21 protein-coding genes are annotated in these 24,488 nt (G+C 55.7%); 17 read left to right on the forward strand and 4 right to left on the reverse strand.

Going from position 1 to position 24,488, the window contains the following annotated elements:
• Positions 1 to 23 precede the first annotated feature (23 nt).
• The 7 genes from EHO01S_RS06640 (at position 24) to EHO01S_RS06670 (ending at position 6,480) form a co-directional block, all read left to right on the forward strand.
• Positions 24 to 524 carry a lactoylglutathione lyase family protein gene (locus EHO01S_RS06640; protein ID WP_024523219.1) on the forward strand — a complete coding sequence of 167 codons (501 nt, stop codon included), beginning with the start codon at positions 24 to 26 and terminating at the stop codon, positions 522 to 524.
• Positions 525 to 676: 152 nt separating this feature from the next.
• Entirely contained in the window at positions 677 to 880 is a 204-nt protein-coding gene (locus EHO01S_RS06645; RefSeq protein WP_024523220.1) for a YbfA family protein, read from the forward strand.
• A 93-nt stretch (positions 881 to 973) separates the two neighbouring features.
• Positions 974 to 1,927: a YbgA family protein gene (locus EHO01S_RS06650; RefSeq protein WP_024523221.1), complete on the forward strand. Its 954-nt coding sequence runs from the start codon at positions 974 to 976 to the stop codon at positions 1,925 to 1,927.
• A gap of 9 nt (positions 1,928 to 1,936) precedes the next feature.
• Positions 1,937 to 3,367: a deoxyribodipyrimidine photo-lyase gene (phrB, locus tag EHO01S_RS06655; RefSeq protein WP_024523222.1), complete on the forward strand. Its 1,431-nt coding sequence runs from the start codon at positions 1,937 to 1,939 to the stop codon at positions 3,365 to 3,367.
• A gap of 31 nt (positions 3,368 to 3,398) precedes the next feature.
• Positions 3,399 to 4,415, forward strand: a complete 1,017-nt coding sequence (locus EHO01S_RS06660) for an MBL fold metallo-hydrolase (protein ID WP_035370290.1) — start codon at positions 3,399 to 3,401, stop codon at positions 4,413 to 4,415.
• Positions 4,416 to 4,471: 56 nt separating this feature from the next.
• Positions 4,472 to 5,215 carry a type 2 GTP cyclohydrolase I gene (locus EHO01S_RS06665; protein ID WP_024523224.1) on the forward strand — a complete coding sequence of 248 codons (744 nt, stop codon included), beginning with the start codon at positions 4,472 to 4,474 and terminating at the stop codon, positions 5,213 to 5,215.
• Positions 5,216 to 5,811: 596 nt separating this feature from the next.
• Positions 5,812 to 6,480: an acyl-homoserine-lactone synthase gene (locus EHO01S_RS06670; RefSeq protein WP_024523225.1), complete on the forward strand. Its 669-nt coding sequence runs from the start codon at positions 5,812 to 5,814 to the stop codon at positions 6,478 to 6,480.
• Here EHO01S_RS06670 and EHO01S_RS06675 read toward each other — a convergent pair.
• The 4 genes from EHO01S_RS06675 to EHO01S_RS06695 all read right to left on the reverse strand — a co-directional run bounded on the left by EHO01S_RS06675 (position 6,461) and on the right by EHO01S_RS06695 (position 10,645).
• Positions 6,461 to 7,180, reverse strand: a complete 720-nt coding sequence (locus tag EHO01S_RS06675) for a helix-turn-helix transcriptional regulator (protein WP_024523226.1) — start codon at positions 7,178 to 7,180, stop codon at positions 6,461 to 6,463. The genes EHO01S_RS06670 and EHO01S_RS06675 overlap by 20 nt on opposite strands.
• Positions 7,181 to 7,980: 800 nt before the next feature.
• Positions 7,981 to 8,319: a zinc ribbon domain-containing protein YjdM gene (locus EHO01S_RS06685; RefSeq protein WP_024523227.1), complete on the reverse strand. Its 339-nt coding sequence runs from the start codon at positions 8,317 to 8,319 to the stop codon at positions 7,981 to 7,983.
• Between the two features lie 294 nt (positions 8,320 to 8,613).
• Positions 8,614 to 9,150, reverse strand: a complete 537-nt coding sequence (locus EHO01S_RS06690; RefSeq protein ID WP_024523228.1) for a GNAT family N-acetyltransferase — start codon at positions 9,148 to 9,150, stop codon at positions 8,614 to 8,616.
• A gap of 211 nt (positions 9,151 to 9,361) precedes the next feature.
• Positions 9,362 to 10,645, reverse strand: a complete 1,284-nt coding sequence (locus EHO01S_RS06695) for a citrate synthase (protein WP_024523229.1) — start codon at positions 10,643 to 10,645, stop codon at positions 9,362 to 9,364.
• 639 nt (positions 10,646 to 11,284) lie between these two features.
• Between EHO01S_RS06695 and sdhC the strand changes: the two genes are divergently transcribed.
• The 10 genes from sdhC (at position 11,285) to cydB (ending at position 24,478) form a co-directional block, all read left to right on the forward strand.
• Complete coding sequence (gene sdhC / locus EHO01S_RS06700; protein ID WP_024523230.1) at positions 11,285 to 11,674, forward strand: succinate dehydrogenase cytochrome b556 subunit; 390 nt, start codon at positions 11,285 to 11,287, stop codon at positions 11,672 to 11,674.
• Positions 11,668 to 12,015, forward strand: coding sequence for a succinate dehydrogenase membrane anchor subunit (gene sdhD / locus EHO01S_RS06705; RefSeq protein ID WP_024523231.1), 348 nt, complete (start codon positions 11,668 to 11,670; stop codon positions 12,013 to 12,015). Before sdhC ends, sdhD begins: the two co-directional genes overlap by 7 nt.
• Positions 12,016 to 13,782 carry a succinate dehydrogenase flavoprotein subunit gene (gene sdhA, locus EHO01S_RS06710; RefSeq protein ID WP_024523232.1) on the forward strand — a complete coding sequence of 589 codons (1,767 nt, stop codon included), beginning with the start codon at positions 12,016 to 12,018 and terminating at the stop codon, positions 13,780 to 13,782. It abuts the gene before it with no gap.
• 18 nt (positions 13,783 to 13,800) lie between these two features.
• Positions 13,801 to 14,517, forward strand: coding sequence for a succinate dehydrogenase iron-sulfur subunit (locus tag EHO01S_RS06715; protein WP_024523233.1), 717 nt, complete (start codon positions 13,801 to 13,803; stop codon positions 14,515 to 14,517).
• A gap of 342 nt (positions 14,518 to 14,859) precedes the next feature.
• Positions 14,860 to 17,667: a 2-oxoglutarate dehydrogenase E1 component gene (gene sucA / locus EHO01S_RS06720; RefSeq protein WP_024523234.1), complete on the forward strand. Its 2,808-nt coding sequence runs from the start codon at positions 14,860 to 14,862 to the stop codon at positions 17,665 to 17,667.
• A gap of 59 nt (positions 17,668 to 17,726) precedes the next feature.
• Positions 17,727 to 18,947 (forward strand): 2-oxoglutarate dehydrogenase complex dihydrolipoyllysine-residue succinyltransferase, encoded by a 1,221-nt coding sequence (odhB, locus tag EHO01S_RS06725; protein WP_024523235.1) that lies wholly within the window; start codon positions 17,727 to 17,729, stop codon positions 18,945 to 18,947.
• A gap of 79 nt (positions 18,948 to 19,026) precedes the next feature.
• The gene (gene sucC, locus EHO01S_RS06730; RefSeq protein WP_024523236.1) at positions 19,027 to 20,193 is read left to right on the forward strand and encodes an ADP-forming succinate--CoA ligase subunit beta; all 1,167 of its coding nucleotides are present in this window, start codon (positions 19,027 to 19,029) and stop codon (positions 20,191 to 20,193) included.
• Complete coding sequence (gene sucD / locus EHO01S_RS06735) at positions 20,193 to 21,071, forward strand: succinate--CoA ligase subunit alpha (RefSeq protein ID WP_024523237.1); 879 nt, start codon at positions 20,193 to 20,195, stop codon at positions 21,069 to 21,071. Before sucC ends, sucD begins: the two co-directional genes overlap by 1 nt.
• Positions 21,072 to 21,760: 689 nt before the next feature.
• The gene (gene cydA / locus EHO01S_RS06740) at positions 21,761 to 23,323 is read left to right on the forward strand and encodes a cytochrome ubiquinol oxidase subunit I (RefSeq protein ID WP_024523238.1); all 1,563 of its coding nucleotides are present in this window, start codon (positions 21,761 to 21,763) and stop codon (positions 23,321 to 23,323) included.
• Between the two features lie 15 nt (positions 23,324 to 23,338).
• Complete coding sequence (cydB, locus tag EHO01S_RS06745; RefSeq protein ID WP_024523239.1) at positions 23,339 to 24,478, forward strand: cytochrome d ubiquinol oxidase subunit II; 1,140 nt, start codon at positions 23,339 to 23,341, stop codon at positions 24,476 to 24,478.
• Positions 24,479 to 24,488 lie beyond the last annotated feature (10 nt).

Here is a 24,488-nt window from a genome sequence, read left to right on the forward strand (position 1 = left end):
CGAGTGTGAGGTGAGTGAGAGTGATGGCGTATCCACGTAGTTTTTCCCATATTGGTATCAGCGTGACCGATCTGGCGCGGGCGGTCGACTTTTATACATCTGTGATGGGGTGGTATCTGGTGATGCCGCCGACCGAGATCCGCGAGGATGATTCCGCTATTGGCGTGATGTGTAATGATGTGTTTGGCCCTGGCTGGGGTTCGTTTCGTATCGCACATCTGGCGACGGGCGATAAGATCGGCATCGAACTGTTCCAGTTTCCCAACAGCGAGGCGCGTGTGAATAACTTCGAGTTCTGGAAGAACGGGGTATTTCACTTCAGTGTGCAGGACCCGGATGTCGAAGGATTAGCGGCCCGTATCGTCGCGGCGGGCGGTAAGCAACGGATGCCGGTGCGTGAATATTATCCGGGCGAGAAGCCTTACCGCATGGTCTATATGGAGGATCCGTTCGGCAATATCATTGAGATCTACAGCCACAGCTACGAGTTGACCTATTCGGCCGGCGCTTATCAAAACGTGTGATCGCCTGCGGATCGAGCAGGAATGAGGTGGTCGGATGAGTGCTTGCTTTCTGCGCAGCGAGGGGCTATGTTGGAGCCATTCAGGCCAGCGCTTCTGGCCGCAGGTTTTCCGCCTAGCGCGTAGGTCTTAGGCGTGTTTGCAAGGAGGTCTCGATGCCCTATCCCCCTTATTCCTGGTCACGCATCCTGCTACGCCGTTGCTGTGTCATCCTGGTAGGCGCGTTGGCGCTGCCGGTGATGCTGTGGCGTAAGGATCGCGCGCGTTTTTACAGTTATCTGCATCGGGTATGGTGTAAGACGAGCGACAAACCGGTGTGGCTGAGCGAATCTGAAAAGGTGAAGCCTGACTTCTTCTGACGGTGCGTGCCTGAGACTCGCAGATGTGGCGCGACAGTCTACACTTGCGTAAGGATCCTGGAAATCGTCTATTGTTGTGAAGGGAGGCTTACCATGTCATCTGCGATCCCGGTCGGTATCAGTGCCTGTCTGCTCGGTCAAACGGTGCGTTTCGATGGCGGTCATAAGCGTCTGGCCTTGGCCTGTGAGACGCTGGCGCCATTTTTTCACTTCTTGCCCGTCTGTCCCGAAATGGGCATAGGGCTGCCGTCGCCGCGTCCCGCTCTACGCCTGATGCGGCGTGAGGCGTCATCGGAGATCGCGCTGGTTGATAGCCGCGACCCTAGCCTGGATTATACGGCGGCGATGCAGGCGTTTTCCGCGCGTCAGCTGCCGCAACTACACGCATTGTGCGGGTTTATACTCTGTGCACGTTCGCCCAGTTGTGGTATGGAGCGGGTAAAGCTTTACAGCGGACAAGAGGCGCGGAAGAGTGGGGTCGGGCTGTTTGCCGCCGCCTTGATGGCGGCGATGCCGTGGTTACCGGTCGAGGAGGATGGCCGCCTGAGCGATGCGCTGCTGCGTGAGAACTTCATTGCTCGCGTGTATGCCTTGCATGAATTTAATCAGCTATGGCGCCAAGGGTTGACGCGCGGCGCGCTGGTGGCTTTCCATAGCCGCTATAAGCTGTTGCTGCTGGCGCATTCACAATCCGATTACCGCGCCTTGGGGCGGTTGGTGGCGGCTATCGCCCAGTATGACTCGCTGGCGCAGTTCGCCGCCGACTACCGTGTGCGCCTGATGGCGTTGATGCGCCAGCCCGCGACACGGCGTAACCATACCAACGTGCTGCAACACGTACAGGGATACTTCAGCCCGCGCCTGAGTGCCGCCCAGCGTGCCGAGTTGAGCGAGTTGATTTTGCAGTACCGCCAAGGGACGCAGCCGTTGTTGGCCCCCTTGACGCTGTTGAAGCATTATCTGCGTGAGTATCCCGATGATTATTTGGCCTCACAGCGTTATTTTTCGCCGTATCCGGACGTCTTGCGTCTGCGCTATGGTCATTAGGTGGCACCGATGACGACGCATGTGGTTTGGCTGCGTAACGATCTGCGTATGAACGATAATCGTGCGTTGCATGCTGCCTGCGCCGCTCCCCACGCCCGGGTGCTGGCTCTGTACGTGGCGACGCCGCGTCAGTGGCAGATGCAGGATATGGCGCCCCGTCAGGCGCAGTTTATTTGGCAGAATCTGCGCTTATTACAGGCTGAACTCGCAGCGCGTCACATAGCGCTGCATTGCTTGAGCGTGGCGGACTATGACGCACAGCGGCAGGCTGTGGCACAGTTTTGCGACCAGCATCAGGCCACGGCCCTGTTCTTTAATCGTCAGTATGAGTTAAATGAACGGCGGCGGGATGCGGCGCTATGTGCCACGCTACCGATCCCCTGCCATCGCTTCGACGATGCCTTGTTGTTGCCGCCTGGTACGGTACTGACGGGCAGCGGACAGATGTTTAAGGTATTTACCCCATTTAAGCGTGCCTTCTTATCTCTGTTGAGCCAGCATGACATCGCTCCCCTGCCGGCGCCTGCGCCGCGCGCGCCTCAGCCCGCCGCGCCCCTTTTGACCACCCCCTTTGACTACCCGGCGGCGGCGATCGATGCGACGTTGTTCCCTGCCGGAGAGTGCGCCGCCCTGGCGCGGCTGGCGCATTTCTGTCACAACGATCTGGCGACCTATGCGTTGCGGCGTGACTTTCCTGCACAGGCGGGCACGAGCCTGTTGTCACCCTATTTGACGTTAGGGATCTTGTCGCCGCGTCAGTGTGTGGCGGCGATGCGGGAGCGGCTATCCTGTGCGCCGAATGCGGCCTCCGGGAGTGAGGCCTGGCTGAATGAGCTTATCTGGCGTGAGTTCTACCGCCACCTGCTGGTGGCTTGGCCCGATCTGTGTCGTCACCGTCCCTTTATTGCGTGGACGGCGCGTATTCGTTGGCGTGATGATGCACAGGGCTTGCAGCGCTGGCAACAGGGAATGACCGGTTTCCCGTTGATCGATGCGGCCATGCGTCAACTCAATCATTGCGGTTGGATGCATAACCGGCTACGGATGTTGACGGCCAGTTTTCTGGTCAAAGATCTGTTGATCGACTGGCGTCTCGGTGAGCGTTATTTCCTCAGCCAATTGCTCGACGGCGATCTAGCGGCGAATAATGGTGGTTGGCAGTGGGCGGCCTCGACGGGGAGCGACGCCGCGCCCTATTTTCGCATCTTCAATCCGACCACGCAGGGGCAGCGTTATGATGCCCTGGGGCTGTTTATCCGTCGCTGGCTACCGGCGTTGAGGGATGTCCCGGATAGTGAGATCCATCACCCTCAACGCTGGGCGTTGCGTCAACGGCGCGTGCTAGACTATCCCGATCCTTTGGTCGATCACGCCCGGGCGCGGCGAGACACGCTGTTGGCCTTCCAACGCGCGCGTGCGGCTGACGATGACGGGGGATGAGTCGATATGGGACGACAGGGAGAGCAAGCAGATGTTGACCAAGAGAATCCTCTGGTGTGGGGTGGTGGGCGCTTGGCTGTTGTATGGTCTGCTGGCGTTGCCCGCGTTGGCGGGCTTTCAGGTGGTGGCATTAGGCAGTGGTGGGGGGCTGAGCGGCGATAACCTCCCCGCCTATTTGATCCGCCATGAGCGGGATACGGGTTATGTGGCGCTAGACGCGGGTTCGACCCTGCCGGGGATCGCCAAGGCGCTAGCCCAGGGCGCTTTCCCCGAAGCGAGCGCCGAGCGCGCCGCACCCTGGACCCCGCAAGGATACGTGCTGCGCGAGTTGATTACGGCCTATTTTATCAGCCACCCCCATCTGGACCATGTCGCCGGGCTATTGTTGGTCGCGCCGGAGGATAGCCGCAAGCCGATCTATACCCTGGCAAGCAGTGCGGAGACGCTACGTACCCACTATTTTAACTGGAAAAGCTGGCCCAATTTTAGTGATGCCGGACAGGGGCAACGCTTGGGTACCTATCGTATTCATAGCGTACGCCCAGCACAGCGTTTCTCGTTAGGGAATAGCGGGATGAGTGCCCAGGTTTATCCGTTGAGTCACGCCGGGGTGACCTCGGCGATGATCCTGTTGGAGCGAGCGGGCGAGTATTTCGCCTATTTCGGCGATACTGGCGCCGATAGCGTCGAGCAGAGCAACCATCTCGATCGTATCTGGCGCCGCTTGGGGCCGTTGTTGGCCAGCGGTGCGCTAAAAGGCATGATCATCGAAACCTCGTTCAGTGACGCTGTGCCCCCGTCGCATCTGTTCGGTCATCTCACGCCACGCCTGCTCAATCAGGAGTTGGTTCAACTGGCCCGTTACAGCGGTGATAGCGCGGCATTGCAGGGATTCCCGGTCGTGATCGCGCATATTAAACCCTCGTTACGGGCTGGAGAGACGGCGGAGCAAACCATCATGGCCCAATTGGCAGCGGGCAACCGTAGCGGCGTACGCTTTCACCATTTGCGTCAAGGGGAGCATGCGCTGTTTTCAGGGCGGGAGTAGCGTATTATTCGAGGATCGAATGATAAGGGGCGAATGCCGCTACGTGAGGAGAGGGCATGGATAATTGGTTGTTAGAACAACAGATAAATCAGCTGTTGAATGTGGCTGAGATTCAGGATTACGCACCCAACGGTTTACAGGTCGAGGGGCGCCGTGAGGTGCGGCGTGTCATCACTGGGGTAACGGCCTGTCAGGCACTGTTGGATGCCGCGTTGCAGGCCGAGGCTGATGCAGTCCTGGTCCACCATGGCTATTTTTGGAAAAATGAGACGCCGACTATCCGTGGAATGCGTCGACAGCGGCTGAAGACGCTATTGGCCAACGACATCAACTTGTATGCCTATCACCTGCCGTTGGATGCTCACCCGCAGTTGGGTAATAACGCCCAACTGGCCCAGTTGCTGAAGATCACGCCACAAGGGCTGATCGCACCATTACTGCCCTATGGTGACTTGGTTGAGCCGTGTAGCGCCGGAGAGATGATCGGTCGCTTAGAACGTAAGCTGCATCATAGCGTGTTGCATAGTGGCGATAATGCGCCTGCGCTGATCCGGCGCGTGGCATGGTGTACGGGGGGAGGGCAGGGATTCATCGAGCAGGCGGCCAGCTTTGGCGTCGATGCGTTCATTACCGGTGAGGTATCGGAGCAAACCATTCACACCGCCCGTGAGATGGGACTGCATTTCTTTGCCGCGGGTCATCATGCTACAGAGCGGGGTGGCGTTCGCGCCTTGGGTGCGTGGTTGGCTCAGGAGTATGGTCTTGAGGTAACGTTTATCGATATCGCTAATCCAGCGTGAATGCCTAACGGATGGTCGGCGATGCCGGCCATCATCGCACCCAACATTACCAATTTAATACCAAAACTTTCCGTAATGCTATTTCCCTATGTGGGGGGACGCCGTGACTGCGTATTCTTGCCGTCATCGCGAGTCTGCCGTTGTCCTCGGCGGCGATTAATAATCGCCTGCAAAAATTACGCCATTGCGCTATTATTTTTTCAATGATCACCCAGCTGACTTTCTCATATTCCGTTTGTCTTAACCCCCCATTTCCCTGTATGCTAACGGATAATCCGAAGAGTTTATTGCTGCATTAAATTTATATTGACAAGTAAAGATGATTTTATTCTTTCATGAATTTAGTGTGTCGGCGCGGTACCCTCAGCGGTATTTTATAGGCGCATGATGACGTTTTCTCATATTGTAATATGTTGTCTTGCAACCGCTATCTATCGAGGCGAACGATCATTAAAAACTAAATTCGGATATTTCCTTGAAAGATGCAAGATAGGATTGTGCCGGTCGGTAGGCTGGCCAAGCGAGGTAAGCTTTTTAGCTTGGTCTAAGCCGTGAGCGGAGAGAGCTACATAGACGGGGGCGTTAAAGGAAAGGATATGTTTGAAATTTTTGCTGTTGACTATCAGTCGCTGTCAAGAACAACCTCTAGTGAGCTATTCTCATTGCGTAAAGACACGTTTAAAGACCGCTTGAATTGGGCCGTCAACTGTAGCGATGGGATGGAGTTCGATGAGTATGACAGTGAGCATACGACCTATCTACTGGGCGTCAAGGATAATGATGTGGTGTGTAGCGTGCGCTTAATCGAGACGCGTTATCACAACATGATTGTGGGTACCTTCTTCCAGTATTTCGCCAAGGCGGAGATCCCCGCCAGTAGCCAGTTCTTCGAGTCCAGCCGTTTCTTCGTCGATAAGTATCGAGCGCGCACCTTGTTGGCAAACCAGTATCCCCTATGTCACCTGTTGTTCTTGGCGATGATCAATTATACCCTGGCTTCAGGCCACCAGGGGATTTATACCATCGTCAGCCAGCCGATGTTGCGTATTCTAAACCGCTCCGGTTGGAATGTTTCGGTGGTCGAGCAGGGCATCTCGGAAAAGGATCAGGCGATTTATTTAGTCTATTTGCCAGCCGACGCTGAGAATCAGCGCAGCTTGATTGAGCGGATTAATCAAGAGTTACAGCACCCCTGGCAAGAGGCATTGCTACAGGCTTGGCCGTTGGTGCTAGAAGAAGAGACGATCAGCGCTCAACCGGTTTGATGAGTTGTAATTCAACGCCAAGTCGGATGGCATGCTTGGCGTTGAGCACGCCCAGTTTTTTCACAACGTTACCGATGTGGAATTTCACCGTTCCGCTTTTAATCCCCAAGATCAGCGCGATCTCCTGATAGGTTTTGCCCATGCTGGCCCAATACAGAATTTCATTCTCGCGCGCGGAGAAAATATTCTCCATGTTATTATTTTTAATATTATGCTGTTGCGCTTGAATCTGTCGTTGACCCGCCATGAAACGCTCATGAGCGTTAATTAATAACATCTGTAACGCGCCTTGATTCTGCTCGACGATATTTAGGCTATGCTCATCGACCATCATCGAAAGCATCGCTAGCTGGTTTTCGGCATCGTGTAAGACGAAGGTATACCCTTTATTGACCTGGTATTTTTTGGCCAAGCTAAAGATCTTGGAGAGGTTGAGTTTGGCATTCACCGTGATTTTCTCATCCCAGAGAAAAGGCGAGGTACGGCGTAACGCACAGATCACCACCGGATCGATCTGTTGGTAATGGTGCTCTTGGTACAACTTGACCCATTCATCGGGGGAGTTGGAGATGATGGTGATTTCCGTTGGATTCTTCTTATTGAGCAATAAATAGGCAAACTGTAGTTGACCATAGTAGGATAAAGATTGATCGATAAACAGCTTGATATCCTGCGCCAGGCTCTCGTTATCAGCAATCACTCTGCTTCCTTCTCCTCATTGCCACCACCACATACAATAAGCTATACAATAATACGTTCTGTGGTTAATTACATCCTCTATCTTCCATGGTAACCAGATGTTGACATGAGTCGCAGAGGGCCTCCTGCATTATCTGCGGGATAGCTATACCTTAGTCTAACTAGACGCTGTTGTCATCGCTTAATAGAATGGCAGCCAGGTTAATATGGTAAAAAAAAACCTGACCCATTGATGGATCAGGTTGCCAATTTGGCCAACACCAGGGAAAACGACACAATCAGGTTGATACTTTCCAGGTACGACAAATAGAGAAAGTACGCCTGATTGTTCTCACGGAGCATCGCCCATGGGCCATGTCCGTAGTTATTCATCTAATCGTAATTGTCCTCATTCTGTTTCTGCTACGACTTTTCACACACAGCTTACATAAAAATGTCGGCAGAATATAGACCCTAAGCTATCTTTTTTCTCTACTTTACAGAGAAAGGAAAAATGAATCCTTTGCTTATACTTGGTAATATTAATTCTTACGCCAGTATTTAATATTACCCTTTGATTTTTATTGATTTATTATTTCTGTCTAATTATTGAACGCCAGCGAGTCGCCATTCGAATAGTAATGCTATTGATTTGGAAATATTGCTACATCGATGTAAAGCAAGCGTGAAGAATTATAATTATTATCTGCTTTGCTCTACAAAAGCATTCGATTGAGAACGCATTAAATTAATTGTCTTATAATGGTCTTAGATCCTCGCCCATTGGCGAAGACGAGGATCTAGAATGCGATCGGCTAAGGATTAATTCTTTTTCACAAATTCAGATTTGAGCTTCATCGGACCGAAGCCATCGATTTTGCAGTCGATATTGTGATCGCCTTCAACTAAGCGAATGTTTTTCACCTTGGTGCCGATCTTCAGCATGGAGGAGCTACCTTTGACCTTCAGATCCTTGATGACGGTGACGCTATCGCCATCGGCCAACAGGTTGCCGTTGGCATCTTTGACGATCAGGCTCTCCTCTTCCGGCGCGGCGTCAGTGGCGTCATTCCACTCGTAAGCGCATTCCGGGCAGATGTACATGTCATTATCTTGATAGGTATACTCAGAATGACACTTTGGGCAGTGCGGCAGTTGCATGATAAGACCTCGCAAAAGTAAAAACCGCCGGGATGCAGGCGTATTGCGTGGCATCAGGCGGGAAAGTGGTAAAAATAAAGTTTACTTGGTCATAATACCGCATTTGTCGATATTTTTGTTGATAAATCTTGCTTTAACTCGCGTCCCTATCACGTTATACGTTGATTTTCATTCCGATAATTTTTATTTTACTCTTTTTATTCAATGTGTTATTTGCAACTCTTTGTGATTCTCCGATACGGAGCGTTATGATTAGTAAAGTGCGAAAAACTGGCTTTATTTGCGTGGTAAGCGCTAGTCGAAACGGCGCAGATAGGTGTTTTGATCATAACGTATCCCTTCGAGCTCACAGGCCTGATGACGCGTCTCCACCAGCGTAAAGCCATTGCGGCGTGCGACGGCGTTGCTACGCAGATTATCGCTGATACATTGGATTACGAAGCGAGTGACTTCGCGCCGTGCCACATAGTGTTGCATCAGTGCTTGGAGGGAGGCTGAGATGAGCCCCTTCCCCTGGTAAGACTGGGCTAGCCAGTAGCCTATCGGCGCGCAACGGCGCTGATGATCGATGCTATTTAAGGCGATGACGCCGATACAGTGTTGCTGATAGTGGATGATGTAATGGCGTGCGCTGCCCGCGTGGTGCGCTTCGGCTTGGGCGTGCAGACTCTGAGAGAGATTGTCGACGTGCACCATACTGTGCGGCCAACTGAGGAAACGGCAGAGATACTCCCGATTCTGCTCCACCAGGGTGAACAGGGCCTGGGCAAAGCGGGGATGCGCCGGTATCAGTTGGAGTTCGGGACCGGCCTGTAAGATGGTGTGCTGCATGATGCCTCCCGGGCGGAGCGTGTGTTCGCCGGCAGTATAACGCTATGGCGGGGAGGAGGGGAGGCGTGATGGCTACGGCGGATGAGCGGCCCGTTATATCCGCAGGCGGGGAGGCGTCGCCGTGGCCGCTCGCCAGGCCTTCATAGTCGATCCGTTATATCCGCAGGCGGGGGAGGACTCCCCGGCCAGAGAGGTAGGCCGGGGAGAGGGATTAACGACGCTCCAGTTGTGAGCTGAAGTCGCGGCGGGCGTAACCGGTGTACAACTGACGCGGACGGGCGATCTTCAGGCCGTCTTCGTGCATCTCGTTCCAGTGGGCGATCCAGCCGACGGTGCGGGCGATGGCGAAGATAACGGTGAACATGGTCGAGGGGATACCCATCGCTTTGAGGATGATACCCGAGTAGAAGTCGACATTGGGGTAGAGCTTCTTCTCGATAAAGTAGGGGTCATTCAGCGCGATATGCTCCAGCTCTAGGGCGACTTCAAGCAGGTTGTCGTTCATCCCCAGCTCCTTAAGTACCTCATGGCAGGTTTCACGCATCACCGTCGCGCGCGGATCATAGTTCTTATATACCCGATGACCGAAGCCCATCAGACGGAAAGAGTCGTTCTTATCCTTAGCGCGCTTAATAAAGGCCGGGATATGATCGACATGGTTGATCTCTTCTAGCATCTTCAGGCAGGCCTCATTGGCTCCACCGTGTGCTGGCCCCCACAGCGAGGCGATACCGGCGGCGATACAGGCGAACGGGTTCGCGCCCGAGGAGCCGGCGGTGCGAACGGTTGAAGTTGAGGCATTCTGTTCATGGTCGGCATGCAGGATCAGGATGCGATCCATGGCGCGTTCTAACACCGGATTGACCTGATACTCCTCACACGGCGTAGCGAACATCATGCGCAAGAAGTTGCCGGCGTAGGAGAGATCGTTCTGCGGATAGATAAAGGGTTGGCCCAGGGAGTACTTGTAACACATGGCCGCGACTGTCGGCATCTTCGACAGCAAACGGAAAGCGGCGATCTCGCGGTGACGCTCGTTACTGATATCCAGTGAATCATGGTAGAAAGCGGCCAGCGCGCCGGTTACCCCACACATGACTGCCATCGGATGCGAGTCGCGGCGGAACCCTTGCAATAAACGGGTGATCTGCTCGTGGATCATGGTATGACGAGTCACGGTGGTCTTGAACGTGTCATATTCCGCTTGCGTCGGCGGTTCGCCATACAACAAGATGTAGCAGACCTCAAGGAACGAGGAGTGTTTCGCCAATTGGTCGATGGGATAACCACGATGTAACAAGATCCCCTCATCACCGTCGATATAGGTGATCTGTGACTCGCAGGAGGCGGTAGAGGTAAAGCCCGGATCAAAGGTGAAGTAGCCGTGGCTGCCAAGTTTACGGATATCGATCTCATCGTAACCCAGCGTCCCGGACAGTACATCCAGTTCAATGCGCTCAGAACCCACCGTCAGCGTTGCTTTGTTGTCTGCCATTACAGTCTCCTTTGGGACATCTATTTTTAGAACCATTGACACCGCACGAGGTGCGGCGAGGTAAGCTTCCCTGGCACGTGATATGACCGTCTCTCGCCTCTGTTGGCGTCAGGCGGCGTAGTGGCGTCTCCTTGTCACGTGGTTGCCGTTACTAACTAATTGTTAAAAATGTGTTTCCAAGGTGGTGTAAGGATTATGATTATTCATGTTGACGGCGTGGAAAGGATCTTTCCAACACAGCTGCTTAACGTTGTCTCACACGAAAGCGAATTGGGCAACATCTAATCATAATGCACACTTTTAATTCCTTTTTTGTAATCGAAATGTTGATTTATTGTCAATGCAATTGGCCTATTTATTAACTTTTGATGAATGCGTGACCATGTTCACTGTTTTGGTTAAATGTTGTTAATCATTTTGTGTTTGAATTGTAATCATAATGTGGTGACCCTATACTGCCGCCAGGTCTCCGGGACTTACCGCCATCGGTAGGCATGCCTGTTGTGGAGCACCCAGCGCTCATCGTCCGCTGCGGTCAGACTCGCTTTACCGCGGCCAGATACCGCGTTATCACGCGGGTTGATAGAAGCGCTGCTTGACACCGCCCAGGTCCGGAGGAGGGAAAATAATAAGAGCTATGTGGGCAACACTGTGAAAAAACAAAGACCTGTCAATCTTGACTTGCCAACAATCCGCTTCCCCATCACTGCCATCGCCTCGATCCTACACCGTGTTAGCGGGGTCATTGTCTTCGTCTCCATCGCGATTCTTCTGTGGTTGCTCGGCCTGTCGCTCTCTTCGGCCGAGGGATTCGCGCAGGCGTCGGCGCTGGTCGATGGCCTGCTGGTTAAGTTGGTGCTTTGGGGCATTCTGACGGCGTTGGCTTACCATATTTGTGGTGGCCTCCGCCATTTACTGATGGATTTTGGCTATCTGGAAGAGACGTTTAGCGTGGGATGTCGCTCGGCGCAGGTGGCGTTTGCCGTCACCGTGCTGCTCTCCATCTGTGCGGGGGTATGGCTATGGTAAGTAATGCATCGGCGTTGGGACGTAACGGGGTCCAGGATTGGTTACTGCTGCGTGCGTCCGCCATCATCATGACGTTGTATGTCATCTATCTGCTGGCCTTTATCGCCGTGGCCGGCCCGCTCAACTATGGGCTGTGGCTCGACTTCTTCTCCTCCCGTCTGACTCAGGTGTTTACCCTGCTGACCTTGTTGTGCGTCTTGGTGCACGCCTGGATCGGGATGTGGCAGGTGTTGACGGATTATGTCAAACCCCTGGCGCTGCGGCTGCTGTTACAGCTGGCTATCGTGGTGGTACTGGTGGTTTATCTGGGTTATGGCACATTGGTCGTCTGGGGGATATAAATGAAACTGCCAGTGAGAGAGTTTGACGCCGTGGTGATCGGCGCCGGTGGTGCGGGCATGCGCGCCGCATTGCAGATTTCGCAACAAGGATTCCGTTGCGCCTTACTATCGAAAGTCTTTCCTACCCGTTCCCATACCGTCTCGGCGCAAGGTGGCATCACCGTGGCGTTAGGCAATACCCACGAAGATAACTGGGAATGGCATATGTACGATACCGTGAAGGGATCGGACTACATCGGCGATCAGGATGCCATCGAATATATGTGTAAGACCGGTCCCGATGCCATCCTTGAGTTGGAGCATATGGGGTTACCTTTCTCTCGCCTGGATGATGGGCGCATTTATCAGCGTCCGTTCGGTGGCCAGTCGAAAAACTTCGGCGGCGAGCAGGCGGCACGTACCGCGGCGGCGGCGGATCGTACCGGGCACGCCTTGCTGCACACCCTGTATCAGCAAAACCTGAAGAATCACACCACCATCTTCTCTGAATGGTATGCCTTGGATCTGGTGAAGAACGCGGATGGGGCGATAGTCGGTTGTACCGCCTTGTGCATCGAGACTGGCGAGGTGGTTTACTTCAAGTCGCGCGCCACGATCCTGGCCACCGGTGGAGCCGGACGTATCTACCAGTCGACCACCAACGCGCATATCAACACTGGTGATGGGATCGGGATGGCGCTGCGCGCGGGGGTGCCGTTACAAGACATGGAGATGTGGCAGTTCCATCCGACCGGGATCGCTGGCGCCGGGGTGCTGGTGACGGAGGGATGCCGCGGCGAAGGCGGCTATCTGCTGAATAAACACGGTGAGCGCTTTATGGAGCGTTATGCGCCGAACGCCAAGGATCTGGCGGGGCGCGACGTTGTCGCGCGCTCGATCATGATCGAGATACGCGAAGGGCGTGGCTGCGACGGGCCCTGGGGACCCCACGCCAAATTGAAGCTCGATCACCTGGGTAAAGAGGTGTTGGAGTCCCGTCTGCCAGGTATCCTAGAGCTGTCGCGGACGTTCGCCCACGTCGACCCGGTCAAAGAGCCGATCCCGGTGATCCCAACCTGTCACTATATGATGGGTGGCATTCCGACCCGTATCAGCGGGCAGGCGTTGACCCAAGACACCAATGGTGCCGATCAGGTGATCCCTGGGCTGTTTGCCGTCGGCGAAATCGCCTGTGTCTCGGTGCATGGCGCTAACCGTCTGGGCGGCAACTCGCTGCTGGATCTGGTCGTGTTTGGCCGCTCGGCTGGTCTGCACCTGGCGCAGAGCCTGCAAGAGCAAGGGCCGCTACGTCAGGCCAGTGAATCAGATATTGAGGCCAGCCTGGCACGATTACACCGTTGGAACGGCACCCGCAAAGGGGAGGATCCGGCACAGATCCGCAAAGATCTGCAATCTTGTATGCAGCACAACTTCTCCGTGTTCCGCGAAGGTGAGGCGATGGCGCAAGGTTTGGCCGAGCTGAAGACAATCCGGGAGCGCCTGGCCAGCGCTCGTCTGGATGACACCTCTAGCGAATTCAACACCCAACGTATCGAGTGCCTAGAGTTGGATAACCTGATGGCCACGGCCTTCGCTACCGCCATGGCGGCTAACTACCGTACCGAAAGCCGTGGGGCGCACAGCCGTTTCGACTTCCCGCAGCGCGATGACGCCAACTGGCTGTGCCACACCCTCTATCTGCCGGAGAGCGAACGCATGGTGCAGCGTCACGTCAATATGCAGCCTAAACTGCGCGCGGCGTTCCCGCCGAAGGTGCGGACCTACTGATTTGCCGAGGAATAGGTAATGAAACTCGAATTTTCTATCTATCGTTACAATCCTGACGTAGACCGCGCGCCACATATGCAGGATTACACCCTGGAAGCGGAAGAAGGGCGCGACATGATGCTGTTGGACGCGCTGATCCGCTTGAAAGAACAGGATCCGACACTGGCTTTCCGCCGCTCCTGTCGCGAAGGCGTATGCGGCTCCGACGGTGTCAACATGAACGGCAAGAATGGTTTGGCATGCATTACGCCGATCTCCGCGTTACGGCGCGGGGGACGCAAGATTGTCATCCGCCCGTTACCCGGTTTGCCGGTGGTGCGCGATCTGGTGGTGGATATGGGGCAGTTTTATGCGCAGTATGAAAAGATTAAACCCTATCTGATCAACGATGGCCGCACGCCGCCGGCGCGCGAGCACCTGCAATCGCCGGAGGAGCGAGCCAAGTTGGACGGGTTGTATGAATGCATCTTATGCGCCTGCTGCTCTACCGCCTGTCCGTCATTTTGGTGGAATCCGGACAAGTTCGTCGGCCCGTCCGGTCTGCTGGCGGCCTACCGTTTTCTGATCGATAGCCGCGATACGGCCAGCGCGCAGCGTCTGGAGGGGTTGGACGATGCCTTCAGCGTCTTCCGCTGTCACGGCATCATGAACTGTGTCAGCGTTTGTCCGAAGGGATTAAACCCGACGCGAGCCATTGGCCATATTAAATCCATGCTGCTGCATCGTGAGGCCTAACACTAAGAAAAATATAGTATTCTTACTAATAGATCGGATAATGCATGTTCCGCCCCGGTGTTGACCGGGGCGGGCAGAGAAGCGCTAAAAGCCGCCTTCTCCGTGGGTTTGCGGCTTTTAGCGGTTCCCTGAGGATGCTGTCGTTGAGGTTGCATCCGCTGTCCGGTTATGTCGAGCCGCCCCGAGAGGTGGATACAATAGCGGCAGGGTTATCACGCAGTGATTATGTTGTTGGTAATTTGGCTAAAATTTTTAATAACATTAAGTTAATACAAGAATATCTGTTAAAAATAAGGTATTCACCACGGCGAACTACGGGCTTTATAAGCTTAAGGGATCACGATGCAAAACGGCACAATGAAGGCCTGGCTGGATTCCTCCTATCTGGCGGGCGCGAACCAGTCCTATATCGAGCAACTGTATGAGGACTATCTAACAGACCCCGACTCGGTGGAGCACAGCTGGAAACTCCTTTTTCAACAACTGCCGGCGAATGGATTGCCGCCGGATCAGTTCCATTCCCAAACACGTGACTACTTCCGCCGCTTGGCTAAAGACCCGGCGCGTTTCGGCCAGCGTTTTAACGATCCGCAGACCGATGCGAAGCAGGTGAAGGTATTGCAACTGATCAACGCCTTCCGTTTTCGTGGCCACCAGCAGGCTAATCTCGATCCGCTTGGCTTGTGGAAGCAAGAGCCGGTGCCGGATCTTGACCCGGCTTTCCATCACTTGAGCGCGGAAGATTTCGACGAGACGTTTAACGTGGGCTCCTTCGCTGTCGGCAGCGAAACCATGCGCCTGGCGGATATCTACCGCGCGTTGCAACAGACTTACTGCGGTACCATCGGCGCCGAATATATGCATTTGACCAACACCGACGAGAAGCGCTGGCTGCAACAGCGTCTGGAGTCGGTGATGGGGCAACCGTCCTTCAACCCGCAGGAGAAGCGGCGCTTCCTGCGTGAGTTGACCGCTGCCGAGGGACTGGAGCGCTATCTTGGCGCGAAGTTTCCTGGCGCCAAACGCTTCTCCCTCGAAGGGGGAGATGCCTTGATCCCGATGCTGAAGGAGTTGATCCGTCACGCCGGCCTGCACGGCACCCGTGAGGTGGTCTTGGGCATGGCGCACCGTGGGCGCCTGAATGTGCTGATTAACGTATTGGGCAAGCATGCCGACGAGTTGTTCGATGAGTTTGCCGGCAAGCATAAGGATCATCTGGGCACCGGTGACGTGAAATACCATATGGGCTTCTCCTCCGACATGGCGACGGAAGGCGGCCTGGTGCATCTGGCACTGGCTTTCAACCCGTCACACCTGGAGATCGTCAGCCCGGTAGTGATGGGATCGGTGCGCGCGCGTCGCGATCGACTGGATCGGACGCGCAGCGACATCGTGCTGCCGATCACTATCCATGGCGATGCGGCCATCACTGGTCAGGGTATTGTGCAGGAGACGCTGAACATGTCTCAGGCGCGCGGTTACGAGGTAGGGGGGACGGTACGCATCGTCATCAATAACCAGATTGGTTTCACCACCTCTAATCCGTTGGATGCCCGGTCAAGTCAATATTGCACCGATATTGGCAAGATGGTGCAGGCGCCGATCTTCCACGTCAATGCCGATGATCCAGAGGCGGTAGCCTTCGTCACCCGCCTGGCGCTCGATTTTCGTAATACCTTCAAGCGCGATGTATTTATCGATCTGGTGTGTTATCGCCGTCACGGTCATAACGAGGCCGACGAACCAAGCGCCACGCAACCGGTGATGTACCAGAAGATCAAAAAACACCCGACGCCGCGTAAGTTGTATGCCGATCGCCTGATGGCGCAAGGGATCGTCTCCTTAGAGGAGGCCACCGAGATGGTCAACCTGTATCGCGACGCGCTAGATGGCGGGGGATGCGTGGTTGAAGAGTGGCGTCCGATGACCATGCACAGCGTAACCTGGGAGCCCTACCTACACCATGAGTGGGACGAACCCTATCCCCATGCCGTCGAGACACAGCGTCTGCAAGACTTGGCGCGCCGTATCAGTCGGGTGCCCGAGGAGGTTGAGATGCAGCCGCGGGTCGCCAAGATCTATGCCGATCGCGCCGCCATGGCCGAAGGGAGCCAGCCGTTCGACTGGGGAGGAGCGGAGACGTTGGCTTATGCAACACTGGTGGATGAGGGGATTCCGGTACGCCTCTCTGGCGAGGACTGCGGTCGTGGCACCTTCTTCCACCGCCATGCGGTGATCCATAGCCAGAAGGATGGCGCGCTGTATGTGCCGCTGGAGAACGTGCATCATGCCCAGGGCGACTTTAAGGTGTGGGATTCGGTGCTTTCCGAGGCGGCGGTGCTGGCTTTCGAATATGGCTATGCCAGCGCAGAGCCGCGTACCTTGACCATCTGGGAGGCACAATTCGGCGACTTCGCCAACGGCGCACAGGTGGTGATCGATCAGTTCATCAGCTCCGGTGAGCAGAAGTGGGGGCGCTTGTGCGGCCTGGTGATGCTGTTGCCGCATGGTTATGAGGGGCAAGGGCCGGAACACTCCTCCGCGCGTCTGGAGCGTTACCTGCAACTGTGCGCGCAGCAGAACATCCAGGTCTGCGTACCGTCGACCCCGGCGCAGGTCTACCATATGCTGCGCCGCCAGGCACTGCGCGGTATGCGGCGTCCCCTGGTGGTGATGTCGCCCAAGTCGTTGCTCCGCCATCCGTTGGCCGTCTCCTCGCTGGAGGCGTTGGCGCAGGGGAGCTTCCAGCCGGCGATCGGCGAGATCGACGCGCTCGATCCACAGCAGGTCAAGCGGGTGGTGATGTGCTCCGGCAAAGTGTACTACGATCTGCTAGAACAGCGGCGTAAGAATGGCCAAGAGAATGTGGCCATCGTGCGCATCGAGCAGTTGTATCCGTTCCCGCACCAGGCGGTGCAGGCGGTATTGGCAGCATATACTCAGGCTCGCGACTTCGTCTGGTGTCAGGAGGAGCCGCTCAACCAAGGGGCTTGGTATTGCAGTCAGCATAACTTGCGTGAAGTGATCCCTTTCGGTGCGGTACTGCGCTATGCGGGGCGTCCGGCCTCGGCCTCGCCAGCGGTGGGGTATCTGTCAGTACACCGCGAGCAGCAACAAGCATTGGTGGACGACGCATTGCATGTGGAATGAGTTCAGGGTGCGGGCCTGTAGGCCCGCCTGCGAGACACGCTTTGAGATAAGGAAAAATAATGAGCAGCGTAGAAATTTTGGTTCCTGATCTGCCTGAATCCGTCGCTGACGCGACTGTCGCTACCTGGCATAAGCAGGTCGGTGAGAGCGTGGCCCGCGACGAGGTGCTGGTCGAAATCGAAACGGATAAAGTGGTCTTAGAGGTACCGGCACTAGACGCCGGGGTGCTGGAAGCGATCCTTGAGCCGGAGGGGGCCACGGTGGGGGCGCGTCAACTGCTGGGGCGTCTGCGTCCGGCGGACGTGAGTGGGGTCGCGATCGGCAGTGGGCCCCAGGTCGCACAGGCAACGCCGGCCGAACGGCATACCGCCGCGCTGGACGGCGGTAATAACGATGCACTGAGTCCGGCAGTGCGCCGTCTGGTGGCGGAGCATGATCTGGATCCGGCGGCATTGCAGGGAAGCGGCGTGGGGGGGCGTTTGACGCGCGAAGATGTCGAGAAACATCTGTCCGCGCAGCCGGTTACCCCACCGTCGGCGGAGCTGCCGCGCGCCGCGGCGAGCGCGGCACCGTTGACCGCCGAGCGGGAGAAGCGGGTGCCGATGACTCGCCTGCGTAAGCGGGTAGCGGAGCGACTGTTGGAGGCAAAGAATAGCACCGCGATGCTGACCACCTTCAATGAAGTGAACATGCAGCCGATCATGGCGCTACGCAGCCAGTACGGTGAGGCGTTCGAGAAGCGCCATGGTGTTCGTCTGGGCTTTATGTCCTTCTATGTTAAGGCGGTGTTGGAGGCGCTGAAGCGTTATCCTGAGGTCAACGCCGCCCTCGACGGTGAGGAGGTGGTTTACCACAACTACTTCGACATCAGCATTGCCGTCTCGACGCCGCGCGGCCTCGTTACGCCGGTGCTCCGTGACGTGGATACCCTGAGCATGGCGGAGATCGAGAAGCGTATCAAGACGCTGGCGGTGAAGGGCCGCGACGGTAAGCTGACGGTGGAGGAGTTGACGGGGGGGAACTTCACCATCACCAATGGCGGCGTATTCGGTTCGCTGATGTCTACGCCGATCATCAACCCGCCGCAGAGCGCCATCCTGGGCATGCATGCCATTAAGGATCGGCCGATGGCGGTCAACGGTCAGGTGGTGATCCTACCGATGATGTACCTGGCGCTTTCCTATGATCACCGCCAGATCGACGGGCGCGAATCCGTCGGCTTCCTGGTGACGGTGAAAGAGATGCTGGAAGATCCGACACGCCTGCTACTGGATATCTAAAACGCTGTGCTATGCATAGGCCCGCGCCGGCGGGCCTGAACCTTACAATAAGATTCAGCCCCTATAGGGATAGAACATCATGAACTTACACGAATATCAGGCGAAACAATTGTTTGCCCGTTATGGACTGCCGACGCCGGTGGGGTACGCCTGTAGCACGCCGCGTCAGGCCGAGGAGGCTGCCTCGAAGATCGGTAGCGGCCCTTGGGTGGTAAAGTGTCAGGTCCACGCCGGCGGGCGTGGTAAGGCGGGAGGCGTCAAGTGCGTGGCGCGTAAGGATGAGATCCGTGCCTTCGCCGAACAGTGGCTGGGAAAACGCCTGGTAACCTATCAAACCGATGCCCAGGGGCAACCGGTGCGCCAGATCTTGGTCGAAGGGGCGACCGAGATCGCGCATGAATTGTATCTGGGGGCGGTGATCGACCGCAGCTCGCGCCGCGTGGTGTTTATGGCCTCGACCGAAGGTGGGGTGGAGATCGAGCAGGTCGCGCAGCAGACGCCGCACTTGATCCATCGTGTGGCGCTGGATCCGCTGACCGGTCCACAGCCTTATCAGGGACGTGAGCTGGCTTTCAAGTTGGGGTTGAGCGGCAAGCAAGCGCAGCAGTTTGGTCAGATCTTCCTCGGTTTGGCGACGCTCTTTTTGCAGTGCGATCTGACTATGGCGGAGATTAATCCGCTGGTCATTACCCCACAGGGCGATCTGCTATGCCTTGATGGTAAGTTGGATGTCGACAGTAACGCGCTGTTCCGCCAGCCGGCGCTGCGCGAAATGGAAGATCCTGAGCAAAACGATGCGCGTGAAGCGCATGCGGCACAGTGGGAGCTGAATTATGTCGCCCTGGAAGGCAACATTGGCTGCATGGTGAACGGCGCCGGCCTGGCGATGGGCACGATGGATATCGTGAAGCTGCACGGTGGCGCACCGGCCAACTTTTTGGATGTCGGCGGTGGTGCCACCAAGGAGCGGGTGACGGAGGCGTTTAAGATCATCCTCTCCGATGAGCATGTCAAGGCGGTATTGGTTAACATCTTCGGTGGCATCGTGCGTTGCGATTTGATCGCCGACGGCATCATCGGCGCAGTCGCGGAGGTGGGGGTCCATGTGCCGGTGGTGGTTCGTCTGGAGGGCAATAATGCCGAGTTGGGGACCCAAATACTGGCCGACAGTGGTTTGAACATCATTGCGGCCACCAGTCTGACTGATGCCGCGCGCCAGGTCGTAGCTGCCGTGGAGGGGAAATAATGTCGATCCTGATCAATAGAGAAACCCGGGTGATTTGCCAAGGATTTACCGGTAGCCAAGGGACATTCCACAGCGAACAGGCGTTGGCCTACGGCACCCGATTGGTCGGAGGGGTGACCCCGGGTAAGGGGGGAGGGGAGCACCTCGGACTACCGGTATTCAACACCGTGCGTGAGGCGGTCCAGGCCACCGCGGCGAGCGCCAGCGTAATTTACGTCCCGGCGCCGTTTTGTAAAGATTCCATCCTGGAAGCCATCGACGCCGGCATCACCCTGATCATCTGCATCACCGAGGGTATCCCGACACAGGATATGTTGCTGGTCAAGGCCAAGCTCGACCAGTGTCCCGGCGTGCGTATGATCGGCCCGAATTGTCCGGGCGTGATCACGCCGGGCGAATGCAAGATCGGCATCATGCCGGGGCACATTCATCAGCCGGGACGCATCGGCATCGTTTCTCGCTCGGGGACCCTGACCTATGAGGCGGTCAAGCAGACCAGTGATGTCGGCTTAGGTCAATCGACCTGCGTGGGGATTGGTGGCGATCCGATTCCTGGGTCGAGTTTTATCGATATTCTGGCATTATTCCAGGCCGACCCGCAGACCGATGCCATCGTGATGATCGGCGAAATCGGCGGGAATGCGGAAGAGGAAGCGGCGGCCTATATCAAGCAGCATGTCAGTAAGCCGGTCGTGGCCTATATCGCCGGGGTAACGGCGCCGAAAGGGAAGCGTATGGGGCATGCCGGAGCGATCATCGCCGGGGGAAAGGGAACGGCAGATGAGAAGTTCGCTGCACTGGAGGCGGCGGGGGTGACGACAGTGCGCAGCTTGGCCGAGATCGGCCAAACGTTGTTGCGCGTGCTCGAGCGAGCGTAACGACGCCGCTCCCGCGCTTATCCCGTATACAGAGGCCGCCCTAGGGGCGGCTTTTTTTGCCCTAGGTTGTCAGGCATCACGAGATTACTTTTTGCTATTGCAAAAATAGGTCTAAACAGAAATATTTTTGTCATGTAATGACGTGAGTATAAATAATGGCGAAATATCGCATAGATAGCGTGCAATTCAACAATGTTATTCATATTAATTAACAGCGTGTACACATTTCGCCCGACGCTTGCATCGTTTGATTTTTATGCACTTTGATCTAGTCTGGTATTGTAACTAATGATTTTTGTGTGTCTTTTTGCTAATCTTGCGCCAGATCAATAGTTGTCTGTATATGGTATTAAGGTAAATATTGACCTAACAATGGAAATCCAATGGCTGTCACGCAAATAGCTATTTATTGTATATGCCTGTGAGGGTAAGATTTACCGGACTGTAATACAGGGTCAGAACTATTGTTATATTTGTTATCTTTTCCCGGTTTTTAGCTGCGAACGTTTTCTGCGCTACGCTATGCTTGCATCAGCTGTAGAGGGTCAGAGAGGGTAGGCCGTTGAGAATTGGGATGGGTTGCATTTGTGGATGAAGGGCATTCATTGCTGGTTGTTATGTGACTTCCGTAGAAACGGAAGCCGGGTTACCGCAAGTCGGAGTCTTCCTGCGAGGAGCAAGGAGTCAAGATGTTTGATATTGTCGAACTGTCACGTTTACAGTTTGCCTTAACGGCGATGTACCACTTTCTATTTGTCCCGCTGACGCTGGGGATGGCGTTCCTGCTGGCCATCATGGAAACGGTATATGTGCTGACCGGCAAGCAAATCTATAAAGACATGACCAAGTTCTGGGGAAAGTTGTTTGGTATCAACTTCGCCCTGGGGGTCGCTACCGGTCTGACTATGGAGTTCCAGTTCGGGACTAACTGGTCGTACTACTCTCACTACGTCGGCGATATCTTCGGTGCGCCGCTGGCCATCGAAGGGCTGATGGCGTTCTTCCTGGAGTCGACCTTCGTCGGGTTGTTCTTCTTTGGTTGGGATCGTCTGGGCAAGGTTCAGCACATGCTGACGACCTGGCTGGTGGCGTTGGGCTCCAACCTCTCCGCGCTGTGGATCTTGGTGGCTAACGGGTGGATGCAAAACCCGATCGCTTCCGACTTCAACTTCGAAACCATGCGTATGGAGATGGTGAGCTTCTCCGAGTTGGTCTTGAACCCGGTTGCGCAGGTGAAGTTCGTGCACACGGTCTCCGCTGGCTATGTCACCGGGGCGATGTTCATTCTGGGTATAAGTGCTTACTACTTGTTGAAAGGGCGTGATTTGGCTTTCGCCAAACGCTCCTTTGCCATCGCCGCCGCTTTCGGTATGGCTTCGGTGATCGCCGTTATCCTGCTGGGTGATGAGTCCGGTTACGAGATGGGCGACGTGCAGAAGACCAAGTTGGCCGCCATCGAGGCTGAATGGGAAACACAGCCGGCTCCGGCGTCCTTTAACCTGATTGCCCTGCCGGATCAGCAGACGGAAAGTAACCACTACGCCGTCCAGGTTCCTTATCTGTTGGGGTTGATCGCAACGCGCTCCCTCGATACGCCGGTCATCGGCCTGAAAGACCTGATGAAAGAGCATGAGGTGCGCATTCGTAACGGGATGAAGGCCTATCAGCTGCTGCAAGAGCTGCGTACGGGGAATACCGATCCGGCGGTGCGTGATGCCTTTAACCACGCGAAACAAGATCTGGGCTATGGCTTATTGCTGAAACGCTATACCGATAACCCGGCGCAAGCCAGCGAAGAACAGATCGCCAAGGCGACCAAAGACTCTATCCCGGAAGTGGCCCCGCTGTACTTTGCCTTCCGTATCATGGTAGGTTGCGGCATCCTGATGTTGCTGGTGATCTTCGCCTCCTTCTATAGCGTCGTTCGTGGGCGGGTTGGTGAGAAACGTTGGTTGCTGCGGGCCGCATTGCTGGGGATTCCGCTGCCGTGGATTGCCTGTGAGGCGGGCTGGTTTGTGGCCGAGTATGGTCGCCAACCGTGGGCGATCGGTGAGGTGTTGCCGACGGCGGTTGCTAACTCCTCGTTGACGGCCGGCGATTTGTGGTTCTCGATCATCCTGATCTGCGGTCTGTACACACTGTTCCTGGTGGCTGAGCTGTATCTGATGTTCAAGTTTGCCCGTCTGGGGCCGAGCAGCCTGAAGACTGGTCGTTATCACTTTGAACAGACGCATGCGGTCGACGCACAGTAAACAGGAGTCCACACTATGTTCGAATATGAAGTATTGCGCTTTGTCTGGTGGCTGCTGGTCGGTGTGCTGCTGATCGGGTTCGCCATCACCGATGGCTTTGACATGGGGGTCGGGATTCTGTCCCGCATCCTCGGAAAGACGGATACTGAGCGCCGGGTGATGATTAACGCCATCGCCCCACATTGGGACGGTAACCAGGTGTGGCTGATCACCGCCGGCGGGGCGTTGTTCGCCGCCTGGCCAATGGTGTATGCCGCCGCCTTCTCCGGCTTCTATGTGGCGATGATCCTGGTGCTGTCTGCCTTGTTCTTCCGCCCGGTTGGTTTCGACTATCGTTCGAAGATCAGCGATCCGCGTTGGCGCAACATGTGGGACTGGGGCATCTTTATCGGTAGCTTTGTCCCGGCGCTGGTCTTCGGGGTGGCTTTCGGTAACCTGTTGCAGGGCGTACCGTTCCACATCGATGAATATCTGCGTCTGTTCTATACCGGCAATTTCTTCCAACTGCTCAATCCGTTTGGCCTGTTGGCCGGCGTGGTCAGTCTGACCATGCTAGTGGTGCAAGGTGCGGCTTATTTGCAGATGAAGACCGCTGGCGAACTGCGTCTGCGCGCGCGTGCGGCGACCCAAGTCTGCGCCCTGATCATGATGGTGGCCTTCTTGCTGGCCGGGGTATGGCTGGTGAAAGGCATCGATGGTTATATCGTGACTTCCGCGCTTGACTATGCCGCACCATCTAACCCGTTGCATAAAGAAGTTGCCCATCAAGCAGGCGCTTGGTTGGTGAACTTTGAGGCGCATCCGATCCTGTGGCTGTTCCCAGCGCTGGGTGTGCTACTGCCGCTGCTGACCATCCTGACTTCGCGTCTGGATCGCTGCGGTTGGGCGTTCTTGTTCTCCTCGCTGACCATCGCCTGTGTGATTATGACCGCCGGTATTACCATGTTCCCGTTCGTGATGCCGTCCATCACTAACCCGAACATGAGTCTGACCATGTGGGATGCCACCTCAAGTCTGCTGACGCTGAAGGTGATGACCGTCGTGGCGATTGTTTTCGTTCCTATCGTGCTGCTGTACACCATCTGGTGTTACTACAAGATGTTCGGCCGACTGGATAAGAACTTCATCGAAAACAACAATCACTCACTGTACTGATCCGCTGAGG

It is taken from the genome of Edwardsiella hoshinae NBRC 105699 = ATCC 33379, assembly GCF_000474215.1.
GTDB classification, from domain to species: domain Bacteria; phylum Pseudomonadota; class Gammaproteobacteria; order Enterobacterales; family Enterobacteriaceae; genus Edwardsiella; species Edwardsiella hoshinae.